At 66.9% G+C, this 20648-nt stretch carries 16 protein-coding genes; 4 read left to right on the top strand and 12 right to left on the bottom strand.

Features of this window, described 5'->3' with window-relative positions:
• Nucleotides 1–5 precede the first annotated feature (5 nt).
• The 10 genes from AC6CR5_RS28660 to metE form a co-directional block, all read right to left on the bottom strand.
• A complete protein-coding gene (locus AC6CR5_RS28660; protein ID WP_498085118.1) occupies nucleotides 6–818 on the bottom strand; it encodes a uroporphyrinogen-III synthase in 813 nt (270 codons plus the stop codon).
• Complete coding sequence (hemC, locus tag AC6CR5_RS28655) at nucleotides 818–1762, bottom strand: hydroxymethylbilane synthase (protein WP_006388413.1); 945 nt, start codon at nucleotides 1760–1762, stop codon at nucleotides 818–820. The genes AC6CR5_RS28660 and hemC overlap by 1 nt, the downstream gene beginning before the upstream one ends.
• A gap of 9 nt (nucleotides 1763–1771) precedes the next feature.
• A complete protein-coding gene (locus tag AC6CR5_RS28650; protein WP_020924500.1) occupies nucleotides 1772–1894 on the bottom strand; it encodes a hypothetical protein in 123 nt (40 codons plus the stop codon).
• Nucleotides 1881–2600 (bottom strand): TerC family protein, encoded by a 720-nt coding sequence (locus tag AC6CR5_RS28645; RefSeq protein ID WP_498085117.1) that lies wholly within the window; start codon nucleotides 2598–2600, stop codon nucleotides 1881–1883. Before AC6CR5_RS28645 ends, AC6CR5_RS28650 begins: the two co-directional genes overlap by 14 nt.
• Nucleotides 2601–2714: 114 nt before the next feature.
• Nucleotides 2715–3413 carry a TerC family protein gene (locus AC6CR5_RS28640; protein ID WP_006388411.1) on the bottom strand — a complete coding sequence of 233 codons (699 nt, stop codon included), beginning with the start codon at nucleotides 3411–3413 and terminating at the stop codon, nucleotides 2715–2717.
• A 262-nt stretch (nucleotides 3414–3675) separates the two neighbouring features.
• A complete protein-coding gene (sucD, locus tag AC6CR5_RS28635; protein ID WP_006388410.1) occupies nucleotides 3676–4557 on the bottom strand; it encodes a succinate--CoA ligase subunit alpha in 882 nt (293 codons plus the stop codon).
• Between the two features lie 103 nt (nucleotides 4558–4660).
• Nucleotides 4661–5821 carry an ADP-forming succinate--CoA ligase subunit beta gene (sucC, locus tag AC6CR5_RS28630; RefSeq protein WP_006388409.1) on the bottom strand — a complete coding sequence of 387 codons (1161 nt, stop codon included), beginning with the start codon at nucleotides 5819–5821 and terminating at the stop codon, nucleotides 4661–4663.
• A gap of 10 nt (nucleotides 5822–5831) precedes the next feature.
• A complete protein-coding gene (locus tag AC6CR5_RS28625) occupies nucleotides 5832–6434 on the bottom strand; it encodes a DUF2889 domain-containing protein (protein ID WP_006388408.1) in 603 nt (200 codons plus the stop codon).
• 151 nt (nucleotides 6435–6585) lie between these two features.
• Complete coding sequence (locus tag AC6CR5_RS28620) at nucleotides 6586–10560, bottom strand: Pls/PosA family non-ribosomal peptide synthetase (RefSeq protein ID WP_498085116.1); 3975 nt, start codon at nucleotides 10558–10560, stop codon at nucleotides 6586–6588.
• 166 nt (nucleotides 10561–10726) lie between these two features.
• A complete protein-coding gene (gene metE, locus AC6CR5_RS28615) occupies nucleotides 10727–13024 on the bottom strand; it encodes a 5-methyltetrahydropteroyltriglutamate--homocysteine S-methyltransferase (RefSeq protein WP_498085115.1) in 2298 nt (765 codons plus the stop codon).
• A gap of 195 nt (nucleotides 13025–13219) precedes the next feature.
• Here metE and AC6CR5_RS28610 point away from each other — a divergent pair, with 195 nt between their 5' ends.
• Nucleotides 13220–14137 carry a LysR family transcriptional regulator gene (locus tag AC6CR5_RS28610; RefSeq protein ID WP_006388402.1) on the top strand — a complete coding sequence of 306 codons (918 nt, stop codon included), beginning with the start codon at nucleotides 13220–13222 and terminating at the stop codon, nucleotides 14135–14137.
• A gap of 46 nt (nucleotides 14138–14183) precedes the next feature.
• Here AC6CR5_RS28610 and recX read toward each other — a convergent pair whose 3' ends face one another.
• Both recX and recA read right to left on the bottom strand, forming a co-directional pair.
• On the bottom strand, nucleotides 14184–14921 hold the full coding sequence (gene recX / locus AC6CR5_RS28605) for a recombination regulator RecX (protein ID WP_054445465.1): 738 nt from the start codon (nucleotides 14919–14921) through the stop codon (nucleotides 14184–14186).
• Between the two features lie 101 nt (nucleotides 14922–15022).
• Nucleotides 15023–16087 (bottom strand): recombinase RecA, encoded by a 1065-nt coding sequence (recA, locus tag AC6CR5_RS28600; RefSeq protein ID WP_020924505.1) that lies wholly within the window; start codon nucleotides 16085–16087, stop codon nucleotides 15023–15025.
• Nucleotides 16088–16466: 379 nt separating this feature from the next.
• Between recA and AC6CR5_RS28595 the strand changes: the two genes are divergently transcribed.
• From AC6CR5_RS28595 to AC6CR5_RS28585, 3 genes are all read left to right on the top strand, one after another.
• Nucleotides 16467–17156: a response regulator transcription factor gene (locus AC6CR5_RS28595; RefSeq protein WP_006388398.1), complete on the top strand. Its 690-nt coding sequence runs from the start codon at nucleotides 16467–16469 to the stop codon at nucleotides 17154–17156.
• 115 nt (nucleotides 17157–17271) lie between these two features.
• Entirely contained in the window at nucleotides 17272–18648 is a 1377-nt protein-coding gene (locus tag AC6CR5_RS28590; protein WP_085941802.1) for a sensor histidine kinase, read from the top strand.
• A 326-nt stretch (nucleotides 18649–18974) separates the two neighbouring features.
• Nucleotides 18975–20636, top strand: coding sequence for an MFS transporter (locus AC6CR5_RS28585; RefSeq protein WP_035183535.1), 1662 nt, complete (start codon nucleotides 18975–18977; stop codon nucleotides 20634–20636).
• Nucleotides 20637–20648 lie beyond the last annotated feature (12 nt).

Raw genomic sequence — 20648 nt, 5'->3', positions numbered from 1 at the left:
ACGAATCAAGCAGCAACAAAAGCCTGGAAAATCGACTCGTCGTTGGGCATGCAGATTTTTACCATTGCCTGCTGCCCGGCTCCACCGGCCGGTGCGGGCACGCGGGCGCCGAGCGAGGGATGGGTCAGGACGAAGCGGCAGCGCTGCCACCAGTCGGCCAGCCCCGCGGCCCGCAGTTGCGCGCGCACCGCGTCCGCGCCCTCCCCGCTGGTGATGAGCCAGGTGGGGAAAACGCCTTCCGCGGCCCAGCGCCGCAGGCACGACAGCTCGGATTCGTCCCATTGCGCGGGAGACCGCGCATAGGCCGCATGACGTGTCACGACAACGCCATGCGCCGCCAATTTGTCGCCCAGCCAGTCACGCCCCTGCGTGCCGCGGACCAGCAGAACCCGGGCGGGCAGCCGTGGCAGCCCGCGAAGGACCTCCCAGAGGGCTTCGGAGTCATGGCTGGCGGCCTCGTCCCCAGGGTGCAGAACTGTTGTATTCGCGCCAAAACCGGGCATTTCCCGCAGCCCCGCCGCGCTGGCCGGCCCGACCGTGGCGACGACCACCTGCCGCGGCCAGGCCGTGCAGGCTCCGATGCGCGCCAGCTGGTCCAGGTACTGCCGGGCGGCATTGCCGCTGACGAACACCACCATGTCATGGTCGGCCGGCCGCGGCAGGTCGTCCGCGGCCACCGGCAAGGCGTGGATGGCAAGCGCCGGCAGGACGCAAGGCGTCCAGCCGGCGGCACGCAGACGGTCGGCCAGCGGCTCATTGCGGCCCGCGGGCCGTGTCAGCACGGCCACGCGCGACGCTCGGGCGGCGGCCCTTTCCATCACTCGGGGGCGGCGTCTTGCTGCAGTTCGTCGAGGATGGCCTGGGCGCCGGCGTCGAACAGCTCGGCGGCGACCGCCTCGCCGATCGCCTGGGCCTGGGCCACCGGGCCGCTGCCGTGGGCGCGCAGCATGCGCGTGCCATCGGGCGACGCCACCAATGCGCGCAGCGTCAGGGTGTCATCGGCGATTTCAGCGTAGGCCGCCAGCGGCACCTGACAGGAACCGCCCAGCCGGCGCGACACGGCGCGCTCGGCCAGCGAAATCGACGTGGCGCCCGCGTCGTTCAGCGGCGCCAGCCAGGCGCGCATATCGTCGCGATCGTCACGGATTTCGATGGTCAGCGCGCCCTGCCCGGCCGCCGGCAGGCTTTCGGCGGGATCGAGCAGGCTGCTGATGCGGTCGGTCAGGCCGAGCCGGTTCAGGCCGGCCGCGGCCAGCACGATGGCGTCGTATTCACCGCGATCGAGCTTGCCCAGGCGGGTGTCGAGGTTGCCGCGCAGCGGCTTGACCAGCAACTGCGGGTAGCGCGCGCGGATCTGCGATTCGCGGCGCAGGCTGGAGGTGCCGACGACCGCGCCGGCCGGCAGGTCGGCCAGCGTGGCGTAGCGGTTGGAGACAAAGGCGTCGCGCGGATCGGCGCGATCGAGCACCGCGCACAGCTCGAACGGGGCCTGCATGTCGACCGGCATGTCCTTCAGGCAATGCACGGCCAGATCGGCGCGGCCGTCGAGCAAGGCGGTTTCGAGTTCCTTGACGAAGAGTCCCTTGCCACCCACCTTGGAGAGGGTGCGGTCGAGGATCTGGTCGCCTCGGGTCGTCAGGGTGAGAAGCTCAACCGCGCACGCCGGATACAGCGTGCGCAGCCGATCGCGCACATGCTCGGCTTGCCACAGGGCAAGCCGGCTGGCGCGGGTCGCGATGACCAAGCGTTGCGGTAGCGACACGTCGCGCCATCAAACGAAGTTGGAGACGATGACCGTCGCCACGACCCCGAGGATGGCCAGCACGAACAGGCCCTGCAGGAGGCTCAGGCCTGATTCGGATTGCTGGGGATCGGCGGATCTACGCAGACTCATGTACGGATTCCTTGGAGGCGGTTTTGCGGCTTGCCAGCCACCGTCCAAGGACAACAACGAGCAAGGCGCCGAAGATTTCTGCGCCGATTTTAACCGCAGTGGGCTGGACGCCGAATTGACTTTCGACAAACACGTCCGTAACCAGCATGCCGCCCGCGATCCAGCCCAGCAACGCCGCGCCGAAGGTCACCACCAGCGGGTAGCGGTCGATCAGCTTCAGGACCAGCGTGCTGCCCCAGATGATGATGGGCACGCTCACGACCAGGCCGAAGATCACCAGGCCGATCTGGTGATCGGCGTGAGCGTTCTGGGCGGCGCCGGCAATGGCGATGACGTTGTCCAGGCTCATCACGAAGTCCGCGATGATGATGGTCTTGATGGCGCTGATGATGGACGTCCCGCCCTTCACGTTGCCATGGGCGTCGTCTTCGGGGATCAGCAGCTTGACGCCGATCCACACCAGCAATGCGCCGCCCACCACCTTCAGGAACGGAATCGACAGCAGGGTCAGCGCGAAGGCGATCAGGACCACGCGCAGCAGGATGGCGCCGGCGGTGCCCCACAGGATGCCCTGCATGCGTTGCTTGGGCTCCAGGTTGCGGCACGCCAGCGCGATCACCACCGCGTTGTCGCCACCGAGCAGGATGTCGATGAGGATGATCTGGAATACCGCTGCCCAACTCAGCGTCTGGAAAAACTCAAGCAATTTGAACCCCCGAAGGCATTTATCAAAATAAAGGCCGGCCCCGTGCCGGCCAGCCCGCCGCGCGCCTGGCGCGGGCGGGCCCATTCAAAACAACATATTATTGTAGTTCAGCTTTCAGTCAGCTTTCTGGCGCATCAACAAAACTTTGCCAATTGCCAGGACCAGCAGCGCACCCATCGCGCCGGTCATGAGGGCGAAACTGTGCTGCGTCACGCCCAGGGCCGCGTCGATGCGCGCCACCGGCTCCTGCAGGGCCGGATCGCCCACCAGCAGTTCGCCGGCGATGAACCCGAGCAGCGCCGCGCCCACCCAGACAATGAGGGGGAAGCGCTCGATGACCTTGAGCAGCAGCGTGCTGCCGAAAATGACCAGCGGAATACTGATCGCCAGGCCCAGCACCAGCAGGGTCGTGTCGCCCATGGCCGCGGCGGCCACGGCCACCACGTTGTCCAGGCTCATCACGAGGTCGGCAATCATGATAGTGCGGATTGCGGTCAGCAGATTGCCGTGGGTCTTGCCATCGCCCTCTTCTTCGCCTTCGGGCAACAGCAGCGTCACGCCGATGTAGACCAGCAGCAACGCGCCGATAAGCTTGAGCCACGGCAGCATCAGCAGCTTGGCGGCGACCAGCGTCAGCACGATACGCATGATGATCGCAGCGGCAGAGCCGATCACGATCGCTTTCTTTTGCTGCGCCGGAGGCAGCGAGCGCGCGGCCAGCGCAATTACCACGGCGTTGTCGCCCGACAGCAGAATGTTGACCCAAATGATCTGGAGCAACGCTAACCAGAATGCCGCTGAACTGAGTTCCATACCTCTCTTTCCTAGGACGTGATCCCCCTAGGACAAACCAAATGAATGGGTGGAAAAGACAAAAAGACGTACTGACCGTCTTGGTGCGAGCCCGACGGCATTCTTGCTGGGTACGTGCAGAATTTCTTTCATTATAGTTTCGTTCAGCTTTCCGTATGTTTCACCCGGCCGCATCATGGACGCGGGATTTCCCCTAGGCCCTGCGGTGAGCGGGCAAGAAAAAGGCCCGCCGAAGCGGGCCTTTTGGGTCAGGCTGACAACCTTACAGCACCGACTTGAGCAGCTTGCCCATTTCGGAGGGGTTGCGCGTGGTGCGGATGCCGCAGGCTTCCATGACTTCCAGCTTGGCGTCGGCCGTGTCGGCGCCGCCGGAGATCAGCGCGCCGGCGTGGCCCATGCGCTTTCCGGGAGGGGCGGTGACACCGGCGATGAAGCCGACGACCGGCTTCTTCATGTTGTCCTTGGCCCACTGGGCGGCGTTGACTTCGTCCGGGCCGCCGATTTCGCCGATCATGATGACGGCGTCGGTGTCGGGATCGTCATTGAACATCTTCAGGACGTCGACGTGCTTGAGGCCGTTGATGGGGTCGCCACCGATGCCGACGGCGCTGGATTGACCCAGGCCCAGCTCGGTGACTTGCGCCACGGCTTCGTACGTCAGGGTGCCCGAGCGGCTGACGATGCCGATGCGGCCCTTGCGGTGGATGTGACCGGGCATGATGCCGATCTTGATTTCGTCCGGGGTGATCAGGCCGGGGCAGTTCGGGCCCAGCAGCAGCGTCTTGCTGCCCTTGGCCTTCATGCGGTTCTTGACTTCCAGCATGTCACGGACCGGGATGCCTTCGGTGATGCAGATCACCAGATCCAGTTCGGCCTCGACGGCTTCCCAGATGGCGGCGGCAGCGCCGGCGGGCGGCACGTAGATGACCGACACGGTGGCGCCGGTATCGGCCTTGGCGTCCTTGACCGACGCGAAGATCGGCACGCCTTCGAAGTCCTCACCGGCCTTCTTGGGGTTCACGCCGGCCACGAAGGCGGCTTTGCCATTGGCGTACTCGCGGCACATGCGAGTGTGGAACTGACCGGTCTTGCCCGTGATGCCCTGGGTGATGACCTTGGTGTCCTTGTTGATCAGAATCGACATTTGTGAATCCTTGGATTTTCTTTGTACCGCCGGGCCGTCCCAAGGTGCAAAGCGCCCCCTTGGGGGGCAGCAAGCCACGAAGGGGCGCGGCGTGGGGGCATAGTTACTTGACGGCGGCAACGACGCGGGTGGCGGCTTCGGCCATCGTGTCGGCACTGATGATCGGCAGGCCCGACTCGGCCAGCATCTTCTTGCCGAGTTCTTCATTGGTGCCCTTCATGCGCACGACCAGCGGCACGTTCAGGTTGACGGCCTTGCAAGCGGCGATCACGCCTTCGGCGATGACGTCGCAGCGCATGATGCCGCCGAAGATGTTGACCAGGATGGCCTTCACGCTCTTGTTCTTGAGCATGATCTTGAAGGCTTCCGTAACCTTCTCGGCCGTGGCGCCGCCGCCGACGTCCAGGAAGTTGGCCGGCTCGCCGCCGAACAGCTTGATGGTGTCCATGGTGGCCATGGCCAGGCCGGCGCCGTTCACCAGGCAGCCGATGTTGCCGTCGAGCTGGATGTAGGCCAGGTCGAACTTCGAGGCTTCGATTTCAGCCGGATCTTCTTCGTCCAGGTCGCGGTAGGCGACGATTTCCGGATGGCGGAACAGGGCATTGGAGTCGAAGTTGAATTTGGCGTCCAGGGCGATGATGTTGCCCTTGCTGTCGCGGTTCAGGGGGTTGATTTCGACCAGCGAGGCGTCGGTGTCCATGTAGCACTTGTAGAGCTTCTGGAACACGTCCACGGCCTGGGCGGTCGAGTCGGCGGGCAGGCCGATCGCGTTGGCGATCTTGGTGGCTTGCTCGGCGGACAGACCGGTCAGCGGGTCGATGTATTCGGTGACGATCTTCTCGGGGGTGGAGTGGGCCACTTCCTCGATGTCCATGCCGCCTTCGCTGGAGGCGATGAAGGCGACCTTCTGGGTGGCGCGGTCGGTGACCAGCGACACGTAGTATTCCTTCTGGATGTCGGCGCCGTCTTCGATGTACAGGCGGCGGACCTTCTGGCCTTCCGGGCCGGTCTGGTGCGTGACCAGCTGCATGCCCAGGATTTCGGAGGCGAGCTTGCGCACGTCGTCCAGCGAGCGCGCCAGCTTCACGCCGCCGCCCTTGCCGCGGCCGCCCGCGTGGATCTGTGCCTTGACGACCCAGACCGGTCCACCCAGCTTTTCAGCGGCAGCCACGGCCTCGTCGACGGAAAGAGCGGGGATCCCGCGCGGCACCGGGATGCCAAATTGCTTCAGCAGTTCCTTGCCTTGATACTCGTGGATTTTCATGTGTTACCTGTCAGGACGTATGAGAAAGAGAAGGTGAATCGGAGGTCGAATCGGCCGATGCCTCAGCGCTGCCCCCGGTGTACCACTTGGGATAGTGCTCAGCCACCACCGGGCCGTCGGTGCTCAGGGCATGACAGCCGTCCAGTTGGAATGGACGCCGGTTCGGGTTGCTTTCCTGCCGCCGGCGGTTGGCCATGGTCTGCACCGCCGCGGTGGGAAGCACCTGCGACAGTTCGGTCATGTGCGTACAGCCCTCGACATGGCCGAAGCGCTCCTTGACCTGGCGGCGGAACCCCTTGAGCAGGTTCATGCCGATCAGGTCAGCGTAGGCGGATTCGATGGCCATGCAATGCTCGCCGTAAGGCGCGGCATCATAGACGGCCTGCGCCGCCACGATGGTGAAATCGCCATCGATGGTGATGCGCAGGTGCATATGGTGGATGGGCTGCCCCGCCTTGAACATCTCGCCGTCGCGCTTGGGAAAATCGTACGCCTTGACGTCGATGAGTTCGGCCTCCAGGTCCCAGTTGCCGTCATCGCGCGCATACGACTGCACGCGTATGGAACGCGTGTGCAGCGGCTGGCGAGGACAATCCGGCGGTGGCAAGGGCATGCTTGGGGCCTGCGGGGCAGAGACGGCCGGCGCATGGTGCGCGGCAACAAAACCTTCAAAGTATAGCGCAGCCCGCCCTGCCCCGACCGTCAGAATACGCGCCGCGCCCGCCCCGCGCCGGGCGTGCCGGCACTTGCCGACACTTGCCGGCTCATTGGCGCGTCCACGGCGTGGCCGGGCTGCCCATCCAGGACTGCCCAGCCGGGATGCTCTCGCCCTTGAGCACCAGGGTCAGCGGCCCCAGCCGGGCGCCGTCCTCGACCCGGGTGTCGTACAGGATGGTGCTGCGCGGCCCGACGTTGACGCCATGGCCGATCCGTACCGGCCCGATTTTCATCACGCGGTCTTCGAACAGGTGGGTCTGAGGGCCCGACCAGGCGTGCATGACGGCATCGTCCCCAATTGATACACAGTCGTACTCGGTGACGTCGGTGGTGTCCATGAACACGCGCTTGCCGATGCGCGCGCCCATGCAGCGCAGCGCCAGCGGCAGCCAGGGCGTGGCGCGCAGGAAATTGAAGAAATTGGGCACCGCGATCGATTCATACAGGCTGGTGACGGCCTCGCTCTTCCACACGAACGGCGTCCACATGGGCTCGGCGCGCGGCCGGTAGCGGCCGACCAGCAGCCACTTGAGCAGCACCAGGAACAGGAAGGTGCCGACGCCGTAGAGCACCCCGGCCAGCATCAGCTCGTCGAAGGCGGCCAGGAATCCCTCGCGCGCGGCGATCGGGATGACCTTCATGACCGTCAGGTAGCCCACCGCGATCACCACCGCCAGCGGCAGGATCATGCGCATCAGCTCGACCGCGCCGCGCGCGACCTTGCGGCCCAGGCTGGGGCGGAAGGTCAGGTGCTCGGGAAAACCGGCCGCCTGCTCACGCGCCGGCAGCGCCAACGGCGGATTGCCGAGCCAGGTCTGGCCGCTGGCCATGCGGGCATTGGCCGGGGCCCGGCTCTGCACGCCGATCAGCACGTCGTCGGGCAGCACCGAGCCGTCCGGTACATAGGCGCCGTTGCCAACGAAGCTGCGATTGCCGATGACGGTGGGCCGCATGGTCATCCAGCCCCGGTCGATCTCCTCGTCGCCCAGCATCACGCCGTCGGCAATGAAGCTGTCGCGGCCCAGGGTCAACATGTCGGGCACGATGCCCATCGCGGTCGAGATTTCGGTGCCGCGCCCGACCCTGGCGCCCAGCAGCCGGTACCAGGTGCCGGCGTAGATCGACGCGTACAAACCGTGCAGCACGCTCAGGCTGGATTCCTGGATCTGGTTGGTCAGCCAGCGCCGCAGGTAGATTTGTCCATACACCGGCCAGCGGCCGCTGGTCAGGCGCGGCAGCAGCGTCCAGCGCAACAGCGCGGACACCAGCACGGTCAGCAGCAGCAGCAAGGCGCTGGCCGGCAGCGCCAGCAACAGGTAGACCAGGAACGCGTAGGGCCAGGACACGCGCGAGCCCATCAGGTCGAGCCAGCGCGCGTCGATCCAGTCGATCAGCACGAAACTCGGGAACACGGGCATGAAGAACAGGGCCGCGATCAGCGTGCCGCCGGCCGCATAGGCCAGCACGTCCAGCCGCGCCCAGCGTCCTTCGCGCGCCGGCCGCGCGGGTAGCTCGGGGGCGCGCGCCTGCGGATCGTGCCGCGCCGGCGCGCCGGTCCATATCTGGCCGGCCGGGATACGGGCGCCGGCGGGCAGCGAAGACAGGCCCTCGAGCCGGCCGTCGTCCTCGATCACGACGTCGCCCTGCACCACCGCGTAGGAGCCGACGTAGGCATTCGCGCCCAGCGCGATGGGCGCCACCTCCCAATGCGCGCCGCGCACTTCAAAGTTCTCCAGGTTGACGGCGGCGCCGATGCTGGCGCCGTCAGCCACCGTCAGCAGATCCGGGGCGCGCACCGAAATGCGGCTGATGGCGGTATCGCGGCCAATGCGCGCGCCCAGCGCCCGCAGGTACCAGGCCTGCAGCGGCGAGCCCGCCAGCAGGTGAGCCGGCGGGATGTCGAGGATGCGGTCGACCAGCCACCAGCGATAGAAGGTCCAGCCATAGAGCGGATAGCGGCCGGCCTTGAGTCGCCCCAGGATGCCCCACTTGCAGACCACCGCCACGCCAAAGCTGAGCAGGTTGCAGGCCAGGTAGCTGGCGATCGACAGCGCCACCGCGCGCCATACCGAATCGCCCTCGTCGCCGGTGAAGTAGTGGTAAGTGAAGAACGGCGTCAGCCAGATCAGCATGCGCACGCCGATCAACAGCGGCAGCACCGCCAGCTGCGCCAGGCCGCAGGCCCAGCGGCGCCACTGCGGCGCGCGCTCGACCACCGCTGCCTCGGCCGCCGGGGCCTGGACCTCATCCGAAGCGAGCGCCAGCGCATCGAGCCGGGCCGCCAGGGCCCCCAGCACCGAATGCTGGTAGAGCTCGTGCATGGTCAGAGCCGAGAACTGCGGATGCTTGCGCAACGACGACACCAGCCGCGCCGCCAGCAGCGAATGGCCGCCCAGGTCGCGGAAGAAATCGCTCGCCAGCCGCAGCGGCTGGCCCGGAAAGAGTGGCCCCAGCGCCTCGAACAGGGCCTGCTCACCCGCCGAGACCGGCACGTCATCCTCGCCGCTGGGCTCGGACGCCGTGGCCAGTTCGCGCGCCTTCAAGGCCTTGCGGTCGATCTTGCCCGAGGTCAGGCGCGGCACCTCGGCCACCAGCTCGAAACGGGCCGGAATCATATAGGCCGGCAGTTCGGCGGCCAGCGCCGCCCGCAGCGCGTGCGGGTCGAGACGGGCATCGCCCTCCGGCGTCAGGAACGCCACCAGTTGGTCGATGCCCGCCAGGTCGCGCAGCACCACGGCGGCGGCGCCAACGCCAGCCTGGCGGTACAGCGCGGCCTCGATCTCGCCCAGTTCGACGCGAAAGCCGCGCACCTTGACCTGATCGTCGCTGCGGCCCAGGCACTGGATCTGGCCGTTCTCGTCGATGCGCGCAAGGTCGCCGCTGCGGTACATGCGGGTGTCATGTTCGCCGCTCGGACGCGGGTTGGCCAGGAACTTCTCGGCTGTCAGTTCGGGGCGCCCCAGATAGCCGCCGGCCACGCCCGGGCCGGTGATACAGAGCTCGCCGGTCTGACCCTGCGGCAGCACCGCGCCGTCCTCGCCGCGGATCAGCATGCCGTAGTTGGGCAGCGGCGTGCCGATGGTCACCGGCTGGCCGGGCAGCAGTTCGGCCAGGCTGGCCGAAACGGTGGTCTCGGTGGGGCCATAGGTATTGAACAGGCGCCGGCCGGGCGTGGCCCAGCGCTGCACCAGGAACTCCGGGCACATCTCGCCGCCCAGGTTGACGATGCGCAGGCCCGGCACGTCGCGCGCGAACAGCGCCAGCAGCGTCGGCACCGCGTGCAGCACGGTCACGCCCTCGCGCGCCAGCGCATCGGGCAGCGCCTCCGGATCGGTGGTCAGCATCTTGGGCGCCACCCACAGCGTGGCGCCGACTAGGTAGCTGATCCAGATTTCCTCGAACGACATATCGAAGGCAACCGAGAAGCCCTGGTAGACCTTATCGCCGTGGCGCACACCGAGCACCTCGTTTTCGCTGCGCAGGAAATGGCAGATGCTGGCCTGGCTGATCGGCACGCCCTTGGGCTTGCCGGTGGACCCCGACGTGTAGATGACGTAGGCGGGATGTTCGGGCAGCAGGCCATCCCGGCGCCGCAATGGCGCGTCGACCGCCGCCGCCAATTCCCAGGGCGTCCATGTGGCCATGCCGTCCAGGCGGACCTCGCCACCGGCAACCAGCCCGTGGGCGCCGGCGTCCTGCAGGCAAACCAGCATGCGCTCGGGCGGCGTGTCGGATTCGAACGGCAGCCAGGCCGCGCCCGCCTTGGCGATGGCCGCCTGCATGATGAGCAGTTCGTCGCCGCGCGGCAGGCACAGGCCGACGATGTCGCCCGGCCGCACGCCGGCCTCGATCAGGTGGTGCGCGGCCAGGTCGGCGCGGCGCCCGAGTTCGTCATAAGTGAGGGATTGATCCAGCCAATGGATGGCAATGGCGGCGGGATGCCGCAGGATCGTGGCTTCCAGGATATCGGGCAGCGTTTCCGCTTGCAGCAGATCCGGCCGACGGGGGCCTTGGAGAATCATAGGTACGGCGACAATCCGGCAAATGGGATGTTTGCCTATTGACCCACACGGTGCGAATTCGTTCAAGCAGGGACGAAAAAAACCCCTGTGGCGTGCATCAGGCGCGCAACACAGGGGCTCCGGGTTGCCGGCCCCGGCAAACTCACGGCGGGCCGGCAGCCGCCGGTCAGGCGGCTTCGCGCAGTGCGCGGGCGGCTTGCACCATGCCGATCAACGCCGCTTCGGTTTCCGGCCAGGCGCGGGTCTTCAGGCCGCAATCCGGATTGACCCACAACCGCTCCTTGGGCAGGCGGGCGGCGGCTTTCTGCATCAGGCCGACCATCCAGTCCACTTCCGGAACGTTGGGCGAGTGGATGTCGTAGACGCCCGGGCCGATGTCGTTCGGATAGCGGAAATCCTCGAACGCCTTGAGCAGTTCCATGTTGGAGCGCGATGTCTCGATCGTGATCACGTCCGCGTCCATGGCGGCGATCGACTCGATGATGTCGTTGAACTCCGAATAGCACATGTGCGTGTGGATCTGGGTCTCGTCGCGCACGCCGGCGGTCGACAGGCGGAAGCAATCCACGGCCCAGTCCAGGTACGCCTGCCAATCGGCGCGGCGCAGCGGCAGGCCCTCGCGGATGGCCGGCTCGTCGATCTGGATGACACTGATGCCGGCCGCTTCCAGGTCCACCACCTCGTCGCGCAAGGCCAGCGCCAGTTGGCGGCAGGTCTGTTCGCGCGGCTGGTCGTCGCGCACGAACGACCACTGCAGGATGGTGACCGGACCCGTCAGCATGCCCTTGACGGGCTTGTCGGTCAGCGACTGGGCGTACGAGGACCAGCCCACCGTCATCGGCGCGGGGCGCGCCACGTCACCGAAGATGATCGGCGGCTTGACGCAACGCGAACCGTAGCTCTGCACCCAGCCGTTCCTGGTGAAGGCAAAGCCGGCCAGCAGCTCGCCGAAGTACTCCACCATGTCGTTGCGCTCGGGTTCGCCATGCACCAGCACGTCCAGGCCGACCTTCTCCTGGAATCGGATCACTTCCTCGATTTCCTTGCGGATGGCGCTCTCGTAGGCCGAATCCGTCAGCGCGCCCGCCTTCCAGTCGCGGCGCAACGCGCGGATCTCGGCGGTCTGCGGGAACGAACCGATGGTGGTGGTCGGGAACGCCGGCAGGCCGAGCTCTTCCTGCTGCCGGGCGATACGGCCGGCGAAAGGCGCGCGGTCACGCGATACCGCGGCCGAGGCGGCCATGCGTTGCGCCACGGCAGGGTTGTGGATGCGGGCGGACGAGCGACGCGCGGCCAGGGCGGCGCGCTGACGGGCCAGGCCGTCCTGCACGGTGGCCTCGGTGGCGCTGTCCAGCGCGCGGCCCAGCAGGCTCAACTCATCCAGCTTCTGCGTGGCGAACGACAGCCAGCTCTTGAGCTCGGCGTCCAGTTCGGTTTCGTTGGCCAGGTCCACGGGCACGTGCAACAGCGAGCACGACGGCGCCAGCCACAGCCGCTCGCCCAATTGCTGCTTGACGGGCGCCAGCGTCGCAATCGCGGCATCCAGATCGGTGCGCCAGATGTTGCGGCCGTTGATGACGCCAGCGGAAAGCACCTTGTCGGCGCCCAGGCCGGCCAGCACGTCGGCCAGTTGCTCCGGAGCGCGCACCAGGTCCACATGCAGGCCGGCTACCGGCAGCGCCAGCGCCGTCCCCAGGTTGTCCTTGAGGCCATCGAAGTAGGTGGCGACCAGCAGCTTGACCGGGCTGGCCGAGAGCGTGGCGTAGACCTGCCTGAAGGCATCGCGCCAGGCTTGCGGCAGGTCCAGCACCAGGATGGGTTCGTCGATCTGCACCCACTCCACGCCCAACTTGGCGAAGCGGGCCAGCACTTCCTGATACACCGGCAGCAGGTTGGCCAGCAATTGCAGCTTGGCCGCGTCGGCCGCGCCGCCGGCAAAGGCGTCGCCCTTGCCCTGGAACAGCCAGGTCAGCGGACCCGGGATCACCGGCTTGACGGCATGGCCCAGCGCCTGCGCTTCGCGGATCTGCTCGAACAGCGATTCACGCGCGATGCGGAACGCCTGGCCCGGCACCAGTTCCGGCACGATGTAGTGGTAGTTGGTGTCGAACCATTTGGTCATTTCGCACGCGGCGGCGGGCTTGCCCGACGGGGCGCGACCGCGGCCCATGCGGAACAGCGTGTCCAGCGAAACCGGCTCGTTGTCCTTCTGGCCGAACCGCGCCGGCACGGCGCCCAACAGCGTGGTCCATTCCAGGATCTGGTCGTACCAGGCGAAATCGCCCACCGGCACGAATTTGACGCCGGCGGCGGCCTGCACCTGCCAGTGCCGGGCGCGCAGCTCGCGGCCGGCCTGCTCCAGCGCTTCGCCGGTCTGCTTGCCCGCCCAATAGGCTTCGACCGCGCGCTTCAGTTCGCGCTGGGCACCAATGCGGGGGAACCCCAAATTATGAATCGTAGTCATGGTAGTCGCGTCTTAGACAAATTTTGTTCAAGTGCCGATTATTCTGGACCCAAAGCAAAATGAATCAAAATCAATGTCTACATTCATAAGATGAAAAAATCTCATAGAATATAAGTTCATTCCCGCCCCTGGTCGGGAGTTCCCGCCGTGTTGCCCCCCCGGCGACGGCGCCATCCTCACCGCTACCGCCGCCCCATGCTGGAAATCCGCCACCTCGAAACGTTGACCGCCATCCGCGAAGGCGGCAGCCTGCAGGAAGCCGCCGAGCGCCTGCACCTGACCCAGTCGGCCTTGTCGCATCAGTTGCGCGACCTCGAAACCCGGCTGGGCACGCCGCTGCTGAACCGCCGCACCCGGCCGGCCCGCCTGACCACGGCGGGCCTGCGCGTGCTGGCGCTGGCCGACGAAGTGCTGCCGCGCATGCGCGCCACCGAACGGGAATTGCAGCGGCTGGCCGCGGGCCGCACCGGCCGCCTGCACCTGGCCATCGATTGCCATTCCTGCTTCCAGTGGTTGATGCCGGCGCTCGACGCCTTCCGCGCGCAATGGCCCGACGTGGCGCTGGACCTGTCGGCGGCCTTCTCGTTCGCCCCCCTGCCCGCGCTGGTGCGCGGCGACCTTGACCTGGTGATCACGTCCGACCCGCAGCCGCTGGACGCGGTCGAGTACCTGCCCCTGTTCAAGTACGAGCTGGTGCTGGCCGTGTCCGAATCGAATCCGCTGGCCGGCAGCAAGTTCGTCATGCCCGACCAACTGGCCGACCAGACGCTGATCACCTATCCGGTGGACAAGCAGCGCCTGGACATCTTCACGGCCTTCCTGGATCCCGCCGACGTCGAACCGGCCGCCATCCGCAAGGCGGAACTGACGCCCATCATCGCGCAACTGGTGGCCAGCAACCGCGGCGTGGCCGCCCTGCCCAACTGGGCGCTGACCGAATACATGAACCAGGGTTGGCTGCGACAGTGCCGGCTGGGGCCCCAGGGCGTGTGGCGCACCTTGTACGCGACGGTGCGCAGCGAGGACACCGACGCCTCGTACATCGACGAATTCCTGACATTGACGCGCGACGTCTGCTTCAAGACGCTGAGCGGCATCAAGTCGGCGAAATAGGAAAAGGCAACGACGGGCCGGCAATGACCCTCGCCGCGCGGCCCGCTCAGTCGTCGCCCGCGCCCAGGATGCGACGGATGACGTCATGCGCGAAGCCGCGGCTGGCCAGGAAGCGGGCCTGCTTGGCATAGGCGGCGCGATCCTCGGGCTTGGCGCCGAAGCGTTTCTGCCAGACCTCGAGCGCGCGCTCGTATTCGGTGGCGCGCAATTGCTCGCGCAGCTCGGATACCTGGGCGTCATCCACGCCGTGCTGGCGCAATTCCTGCACGATGCGGGCCGCCCCCTGGCGCGAGGCGCGGCGGTGCACCAGGCTTTGCGCAAAACGCTCGGTCGACAGCCAGCCTTCCTTTTCCAGCGCGTCCAACACACGCTCGACCTCATCGGGGTCTTCGGCATGGGGCGCGAGTTTTCGCGCCAGCTCATCGCGGGCATGCTCGCGCCGCGACAGATAACCCACCGCCCGCATTTTCAGCGACGGCCCCTTGGGGCGCGGGCGCGACTTGTCTTCGGATGCCTGCGCCCCCTCGTCCGTGCCATCGCCATCATCACCGCCCTTGCCACGCCGGCCGCGCCCGCCGGCCGCGCGCCGTTCGGAGCTGCGCTGCCACTGCGACGCCGGCGCGCCGGCGCCCTCTGGTTCCTGGCCGGACGCCCCGGTGGATTCGGCGGCCCGCCGCAGGTCCGACGTGCGGCGCAGCCCTTCGGGCTTGGCCACGGTCTCGAATTCATCGTCCAGCCTGGCGCGCAGGCGATCAGCGGACGTGACGGGCGGTTTCCAGCTCATGCGCTTCCTCTATGTGCCAGCGGCAGGCCTCCCGGGACGGGAGCCTGCCGCTGGCGGCCGGGCTGGCGGGCCCGGCGCTATCCGGTGAAGGGGCGACGCGATTACTCTTCGCTGTCGTCTTCGGCGGTGGGCACGAATTCCGCGGCGCGGCTGACGATGCCCTGGTTCTCGCGGACCCGGTTTTCGATCTCGATCGCCAGTTCCTTGTGTTCCTTCAGGTATTCACGGACGTTGTCCTTGCCCTGGCCGATGCGGTTGCCGTTGTAGCTGTACCACGCGCCCGACTTGTCCACCACGTTGGCGGCCACGCCCAGGTCGATGATTTCGCCTTCGCGCGAGATGCCGGCGCCGTACATGATGTCGAACTCGGCCTGCTTGAACGGGGGCGCGACCTTGTTCTTGACCACCTTGACGCGGGTTTCGTTGCCGACGACCTCGTCGCCCTTCTTGATCGAGCCGATGCGGCGGATGTCCAGGCGCACCGAGGCGTAGAACTTGAGCGCGTTTCCGCCCGTGGTGGTTTCGGGGTTGCCGAACATCACGCCGATCTTCATGCGGATCTGGTTGATGAAGATGACCATGCAGTTGGTCTTCTTGATGGTGGCGGTCAGCTTGCGCAGCGCCTGGCTCATCAGGCGGGCCTGCAGGCCGGGCAGCGAATCGCCCATTTCGCCTTCGATTTCGGCCTTGGGCACCAGGGCGGCGACCGAGTCGACCACGATCAGGTCGACCGAACCCGAGCGCACCAGCGCGTCGGTGATTTCCAGGGCCTGCTCGCCCGTGTCCGGCTGCGAGATCAGCAGGTCGGCCAGGTTGACGCCCAGCTTCGAGGCGTACTGCACGTCCAGCGCGTGTTCGGCGTCGACGAAGGCGCAGGTGCCGCCCAGCTTCTGCATTTCGGCCACGACCTGCAGGGTCAGCGTGGTCTTGCCCGAGGATTCCGGACCGTAGATTTCCACCACGCGGCCACGCGGCAGGCCGCCGACGCCCAGCGCGATGTCCAGCCCCAGCGAGCCGGTCGACACCACCTGGATGTCATGCGAGACCTCGTTGTCGCCGTAGCGCATGATCGAGCCCTTGCCGAACTGCTTTTCGATCTGCGAGAGCGCGGCGGCCAGCGCCTTGGCTTTTTCCGAAGCGGCGGCCTTGGTGGTTTTGTCGTCCATGTAGTGTCCTGTCAGGTCTGGGTCTGTAACGTATCGGGGCGCGGCACGGGTGTCGGTCAGCGCGCGGGTTGTCGCAAGGGGTGATCGGGCCGTTGCTGACAGCTGTTGCCAGAAAACTGGCGGTGAAAGCTGTGGCGCTGAAGCGGTGATCGGTAAAGCGATAGCGCAGATTATGGCATCGGATTATACTGTACAAAAAACCAGTGTGCCACAGTTTTCCACGTATTCCCTGAGTGGGCAAGCCCGGTGCCGTATGACAGAATCAGGGAAAAAACTGGCGCTATGTCCCCATTGCGCTCCCGGCACGCCGCCCCGGCATCCCACCGAGGGCGGCACGCGTGCGCCGCTCACCCGGCGCCCTTCTTCTTTTCGACTGCCCATGCGCATCCTGATCGCGGAAGACGACAGCATCCTGGCCGACGGCCTGTCACGCTCGTTGCGCCACAACGGTTACGCGGTCGACGCCGTCCGCGACGGCCTGGCGGCCGATTCGGCGCTGGCGGCCCAGGCCTTCGACCTGCTGATCCTCGACCTCGGCCTGCCGCAACTGGCCGGCCTGGAGGTCCTGCGCCGGCTGCGCGCCCGCAATTCCGCCCTGCCTGTCCTGATCCTGACCGCCGCCGACAGCATCGAGCAGCGCGTCAAGGGGCTGGACCTGGGCGCCGACGACTACATGGCCAAGCCCTTCGCCCTGTCGGAACTGGAAGCGCGCGTGCGCGCTCTGACCCGCCGCGGCGCGGGCGGCGGCGCCACGTTGCTCAAGCATGGCCGACTGGTGTTCGACCAGACCGGGCGCGTGGCCACGGTCGACGACCAGACGCTGGACCTGTCCGCGCGCGAGGTCAGCCTGCTGGAAATCCTGCTGACCCGCAGCGGCCGCATGGTCAGCAAAACCCAGCTGGTGGACCACCTGTGCGAATGGGGTGAGGAAGTCAGCACCAATGCCATCGAAGTCTACGTGCACCGCCTGCGCAAGAAGCTCGAGCCCAGCGGCGTGAAGATCGTGACGGTGCGCGGCCTGGGCTATTGCCTCGAACGGGACCAGGGTGCGGCCTACCTCGCCAGCTGAACCGCCACAGCCGGAGGCGCTCAACCAGGAAGCGCTGGATGTGATGCAGGCCGGGGCCCGCGGCCCCAGTTTCGCGCCACCGCAGCGCTCGCTGCTGGGCGAGATCCTCGACTGGATGCTGGCGCCGCTGTTCCTCTTGTGGCCCATGAGCGTCGCCATCACCTACGTGGTGGCGCAGAACATCGCCAACGTGCCCTACGACCGCGCGCTGGCCAACAACCTGCACGTGCTGACGCGCCAGGTCCATGCCCAGGATGGCCGCGCGGTGCTGCGCATGACCGACCCGGCGCGCGAGGTGCTGCGCGCCGATGAAACCGACAGCGTGTTCTGGCTGGCCCTGGGAAGCCGCGGCGAATACCTGGGCGGCGACCGCGCCCTGCCGCTGCCGGCCTCGGTCGGCCAGCCGCGACCCGGCGAAGTCCAGTACGAGGACGACACCCTGCGCGGCTTCGGCGTCCGCCTGGCCTTCACCTGGGTCGACCTGAACCTGCCCAATACCCAGCCGGCGCTCTTGATCGTGGCCGAGACGGTGGAAAAGCGCACCCAGCTGGCCAACGACATCATCAAGGGCGTGATCATTCCGCAGTTCGTGGTGCTGCCGATCGCGGTGTTGCTGGTGTGGTTCGGCCTGTCGCGCGGCGTCGCGCCGCTGAACGCGCTGCAGCAGCGGCTGCGGGCGCGCCGGCCGGACGACCTGTCGCCCATCGACGAACGCGCCGCGCCCTCCGAGATCGCGCCGCTGGTGGCGGCCATGAACGACCTGCTCGACCGCCTGTCCGCCAACGTGCAGGCGCAGCGCCGCTTCGTCGCCGACGCCGCGCACCAGTTGAAGACGCCGCTGGCCGGCCTGCGCACCCAGGCCGAGCTGGCCCTGCGCGACGCCAGTCCCGAGGAAATGCAGGCCAGCCTGCGCCAGCTGGTGACCGGCTCCGAACGCGCCACCCGCCTGGTGAACCAATTGCTGCTGCTGGCGCGGGCCGAAAACCCCAGCGCCATCGGGCTGGCCGCCACCGACCTGAACGCCATCGCCTATGAGCAGGCCATGCACTGGGTGCCGCAGGCGCTGTCGCTCGGCACCGACCTGGGCTTCGAGGGTTCGGAGACCCCAGTCGAGATCAACGGCAACCCGCTGCTGCTGGCCGAGCTGCTCAACAACCTGGTCGACAACGCGCTGCGCTACACGCCGCGCGGCGGCCACATCACGGTGCGCGTGCAAGCCCTCGATGGGCAGGCCGTGCTGGAAGTCGAGGACTCCGGCCCCGGCATCGCGCTCGAAGAGCGCGAACGCGTGTTCGACCGCTTCTACCGCGTGCTGGGCACCCTGTCCGACGGCAGCGGACTGGGCCTGGCCATCGTCCGGGAAATCGCCCAGAAGCACCAGGCGACCGTCCTCATCAGCGACCATCCGACCCCGCACTCCGACCTGCCCGGCACTCGCATCCGGGTGGTGTTTCCGCTTTACGCCGAACCGGTCGAGGACCTCGGCGACTAGGGCTGCCGTGGCGCGCGGGCGCCATGCAAGGCTCCCCCCTCGCGCACAGGCGCACGCCCCATCTTGCCGACCCATTCTTCGCATGGCAGGTTCGCGCCCGGGCGAGGCAAGGTTCCCCACTATGTCCCTAGGACTATCCCTAGCCCCCCAGGGAAAAGTTACCTTTTGTTTCAATTTTAAGATTCAGGTAAGGGTCTCGTCAGAACCCCGTCAGCCTGGCGTTCCAACCTTGCGGTAGCTCGATGTCGGCCCCGCCGGCGGAGGGTCAAGCACGGCGGAAAACCGCCGGCCAGAAAAATCGAGGAGACATCATGAGCACAACTACCATGGCAGGTCGCGGTCCATCCGCGAATCCGCGCCCGATGACCAAGGATGAACGCCGCGTCATCTTTGCCTCGTCGCTGGGCACGGTGTTCGAGTGGTACGACTTTTATCTTTACGGTTCGCTGGCCGCCATCATCGCCCAGCACTTCTTCTCCGGCGTGAACCCCACGGCCGGCTTCATCTTCGCGCTGCTGGCCTTCGCCGCCGGTTTCGCGGTGCGCCCTTTCGGCGCGCTGGTGTTCGGCCGCCTGGGCGACCTGGTCGGACGTAAATACACCTTCCTGGTCACCATCGTGATCATGGGCCTGTCCACCTTCCTGGTGGGCGTGCTGCCCAGCTACGCCAGTATCGGCCTGGCCGCGCCCGCCATCCTGATCGTCCTGCGCCTGCTGCAAGGCCTGGCGCTGGGCGGCGAGTACGGCGGCGCCGCGACCTACGTCGCCGAGCACGCGCCGCACGGCCGCCGCGGCTTCTACACGTCGTGGATCCAGACCACCGCCACGCTCGGCCTGTTCCTGTCGCTGCTGGTGATCCTGGGCATCCGCACCTTCATGGGCGAGGACGACTTCAAGGCCTGGGGCTGGCGCATTCCGTTCCTGATCTCGGTCGTGCTGCTGGGCATCTCGGTGTGGATCCGCCTGCAATTGAACGAGTCGCCGACCTTCCAGCGCATGAAGGATGAAGGCAAGGGCTCGAAGGCTCCCATCGCCGAATCGTTCGGCCAGTGGAAGAACCTGAAGGTCGTGCTGCTGGCGCTGCTGGGCCTGACCGCCGGCCAGGCCGTGGTCTGGTACACCGGCCAGTTCTACGCGCTGTTCTTCCTGACGCAGACGCTGAAGGTCGACGCCAACACCGCCAACATCATGATCGCGATCGCGCTGCTGATCGGCACGCCGTTCTTCGTGATCTTCGGCGCGCTGTCGGACAAGATCGGCCGCAAGCCCATCATCATGGCGGGCTGCCTGATCGCCGCCGCAACCTACTTCCCGATCTTCCAGGGCCTGACGCACTTCGCCAACCCCGCGCTCGAAAAGGCGCAGGCCAGCGCGCCGGTCACGGTCATCGCCGACCCGTCCACCTGCTCGTTCCAGTTCAACCCGGTGGGCACTGCTTCGTTCACCAGCTCCTGCGACGTGGTCAAGTCGTTCATGGCGCGCAACTCGGTGAACTACAAGAACGAGGCGGCCCCGGCCGGCTCGGTGGCCAAGGTCAAGATCGGCAGCGACGAATTCGCCTCGTTCGACGGCAAGGGCATGGCCCCGGCCGACTTCAAGGCCAAGGCCGCCGAGCTGGACAAGGCCCTGACCACCGCGATCCGCAGCCACGGCTACCCGGCCAAGGCCGATCCGGCGCAGAGCAACAACGTCATGGTCGTCGTACTGCTGACCATCCTGGTGATTTACGTGACCATGGTGTACGGCCCGATCGCGGCCATGCTGGTGGAAATGTTCCCGACCCGCATCCGCTACACCTCGATGAGCCTGCCGTACCACATCGGCAACGGCTGGTTCGGCGGCTTCCTGCCCCCGGTCGCCTTCGCCGTGGTGGCCGCCACCGGCAACATCTACGACGGCCTGTGGTACCCGATCATCATCGCGGTCATGACCCTGGTCATCGGCACGCTCTTCGTGCGCGAGTCCAAGGACAACGACATCAACGCTTAACGACCATCCCCC

This window comes from Achromobacter sp. EG18 (assembly GCF_059759395.1).
Note: the sequence above shows the minus strand (reverse complement) of the source record. Positions and strands in the feature narration are given on the sequence as shown.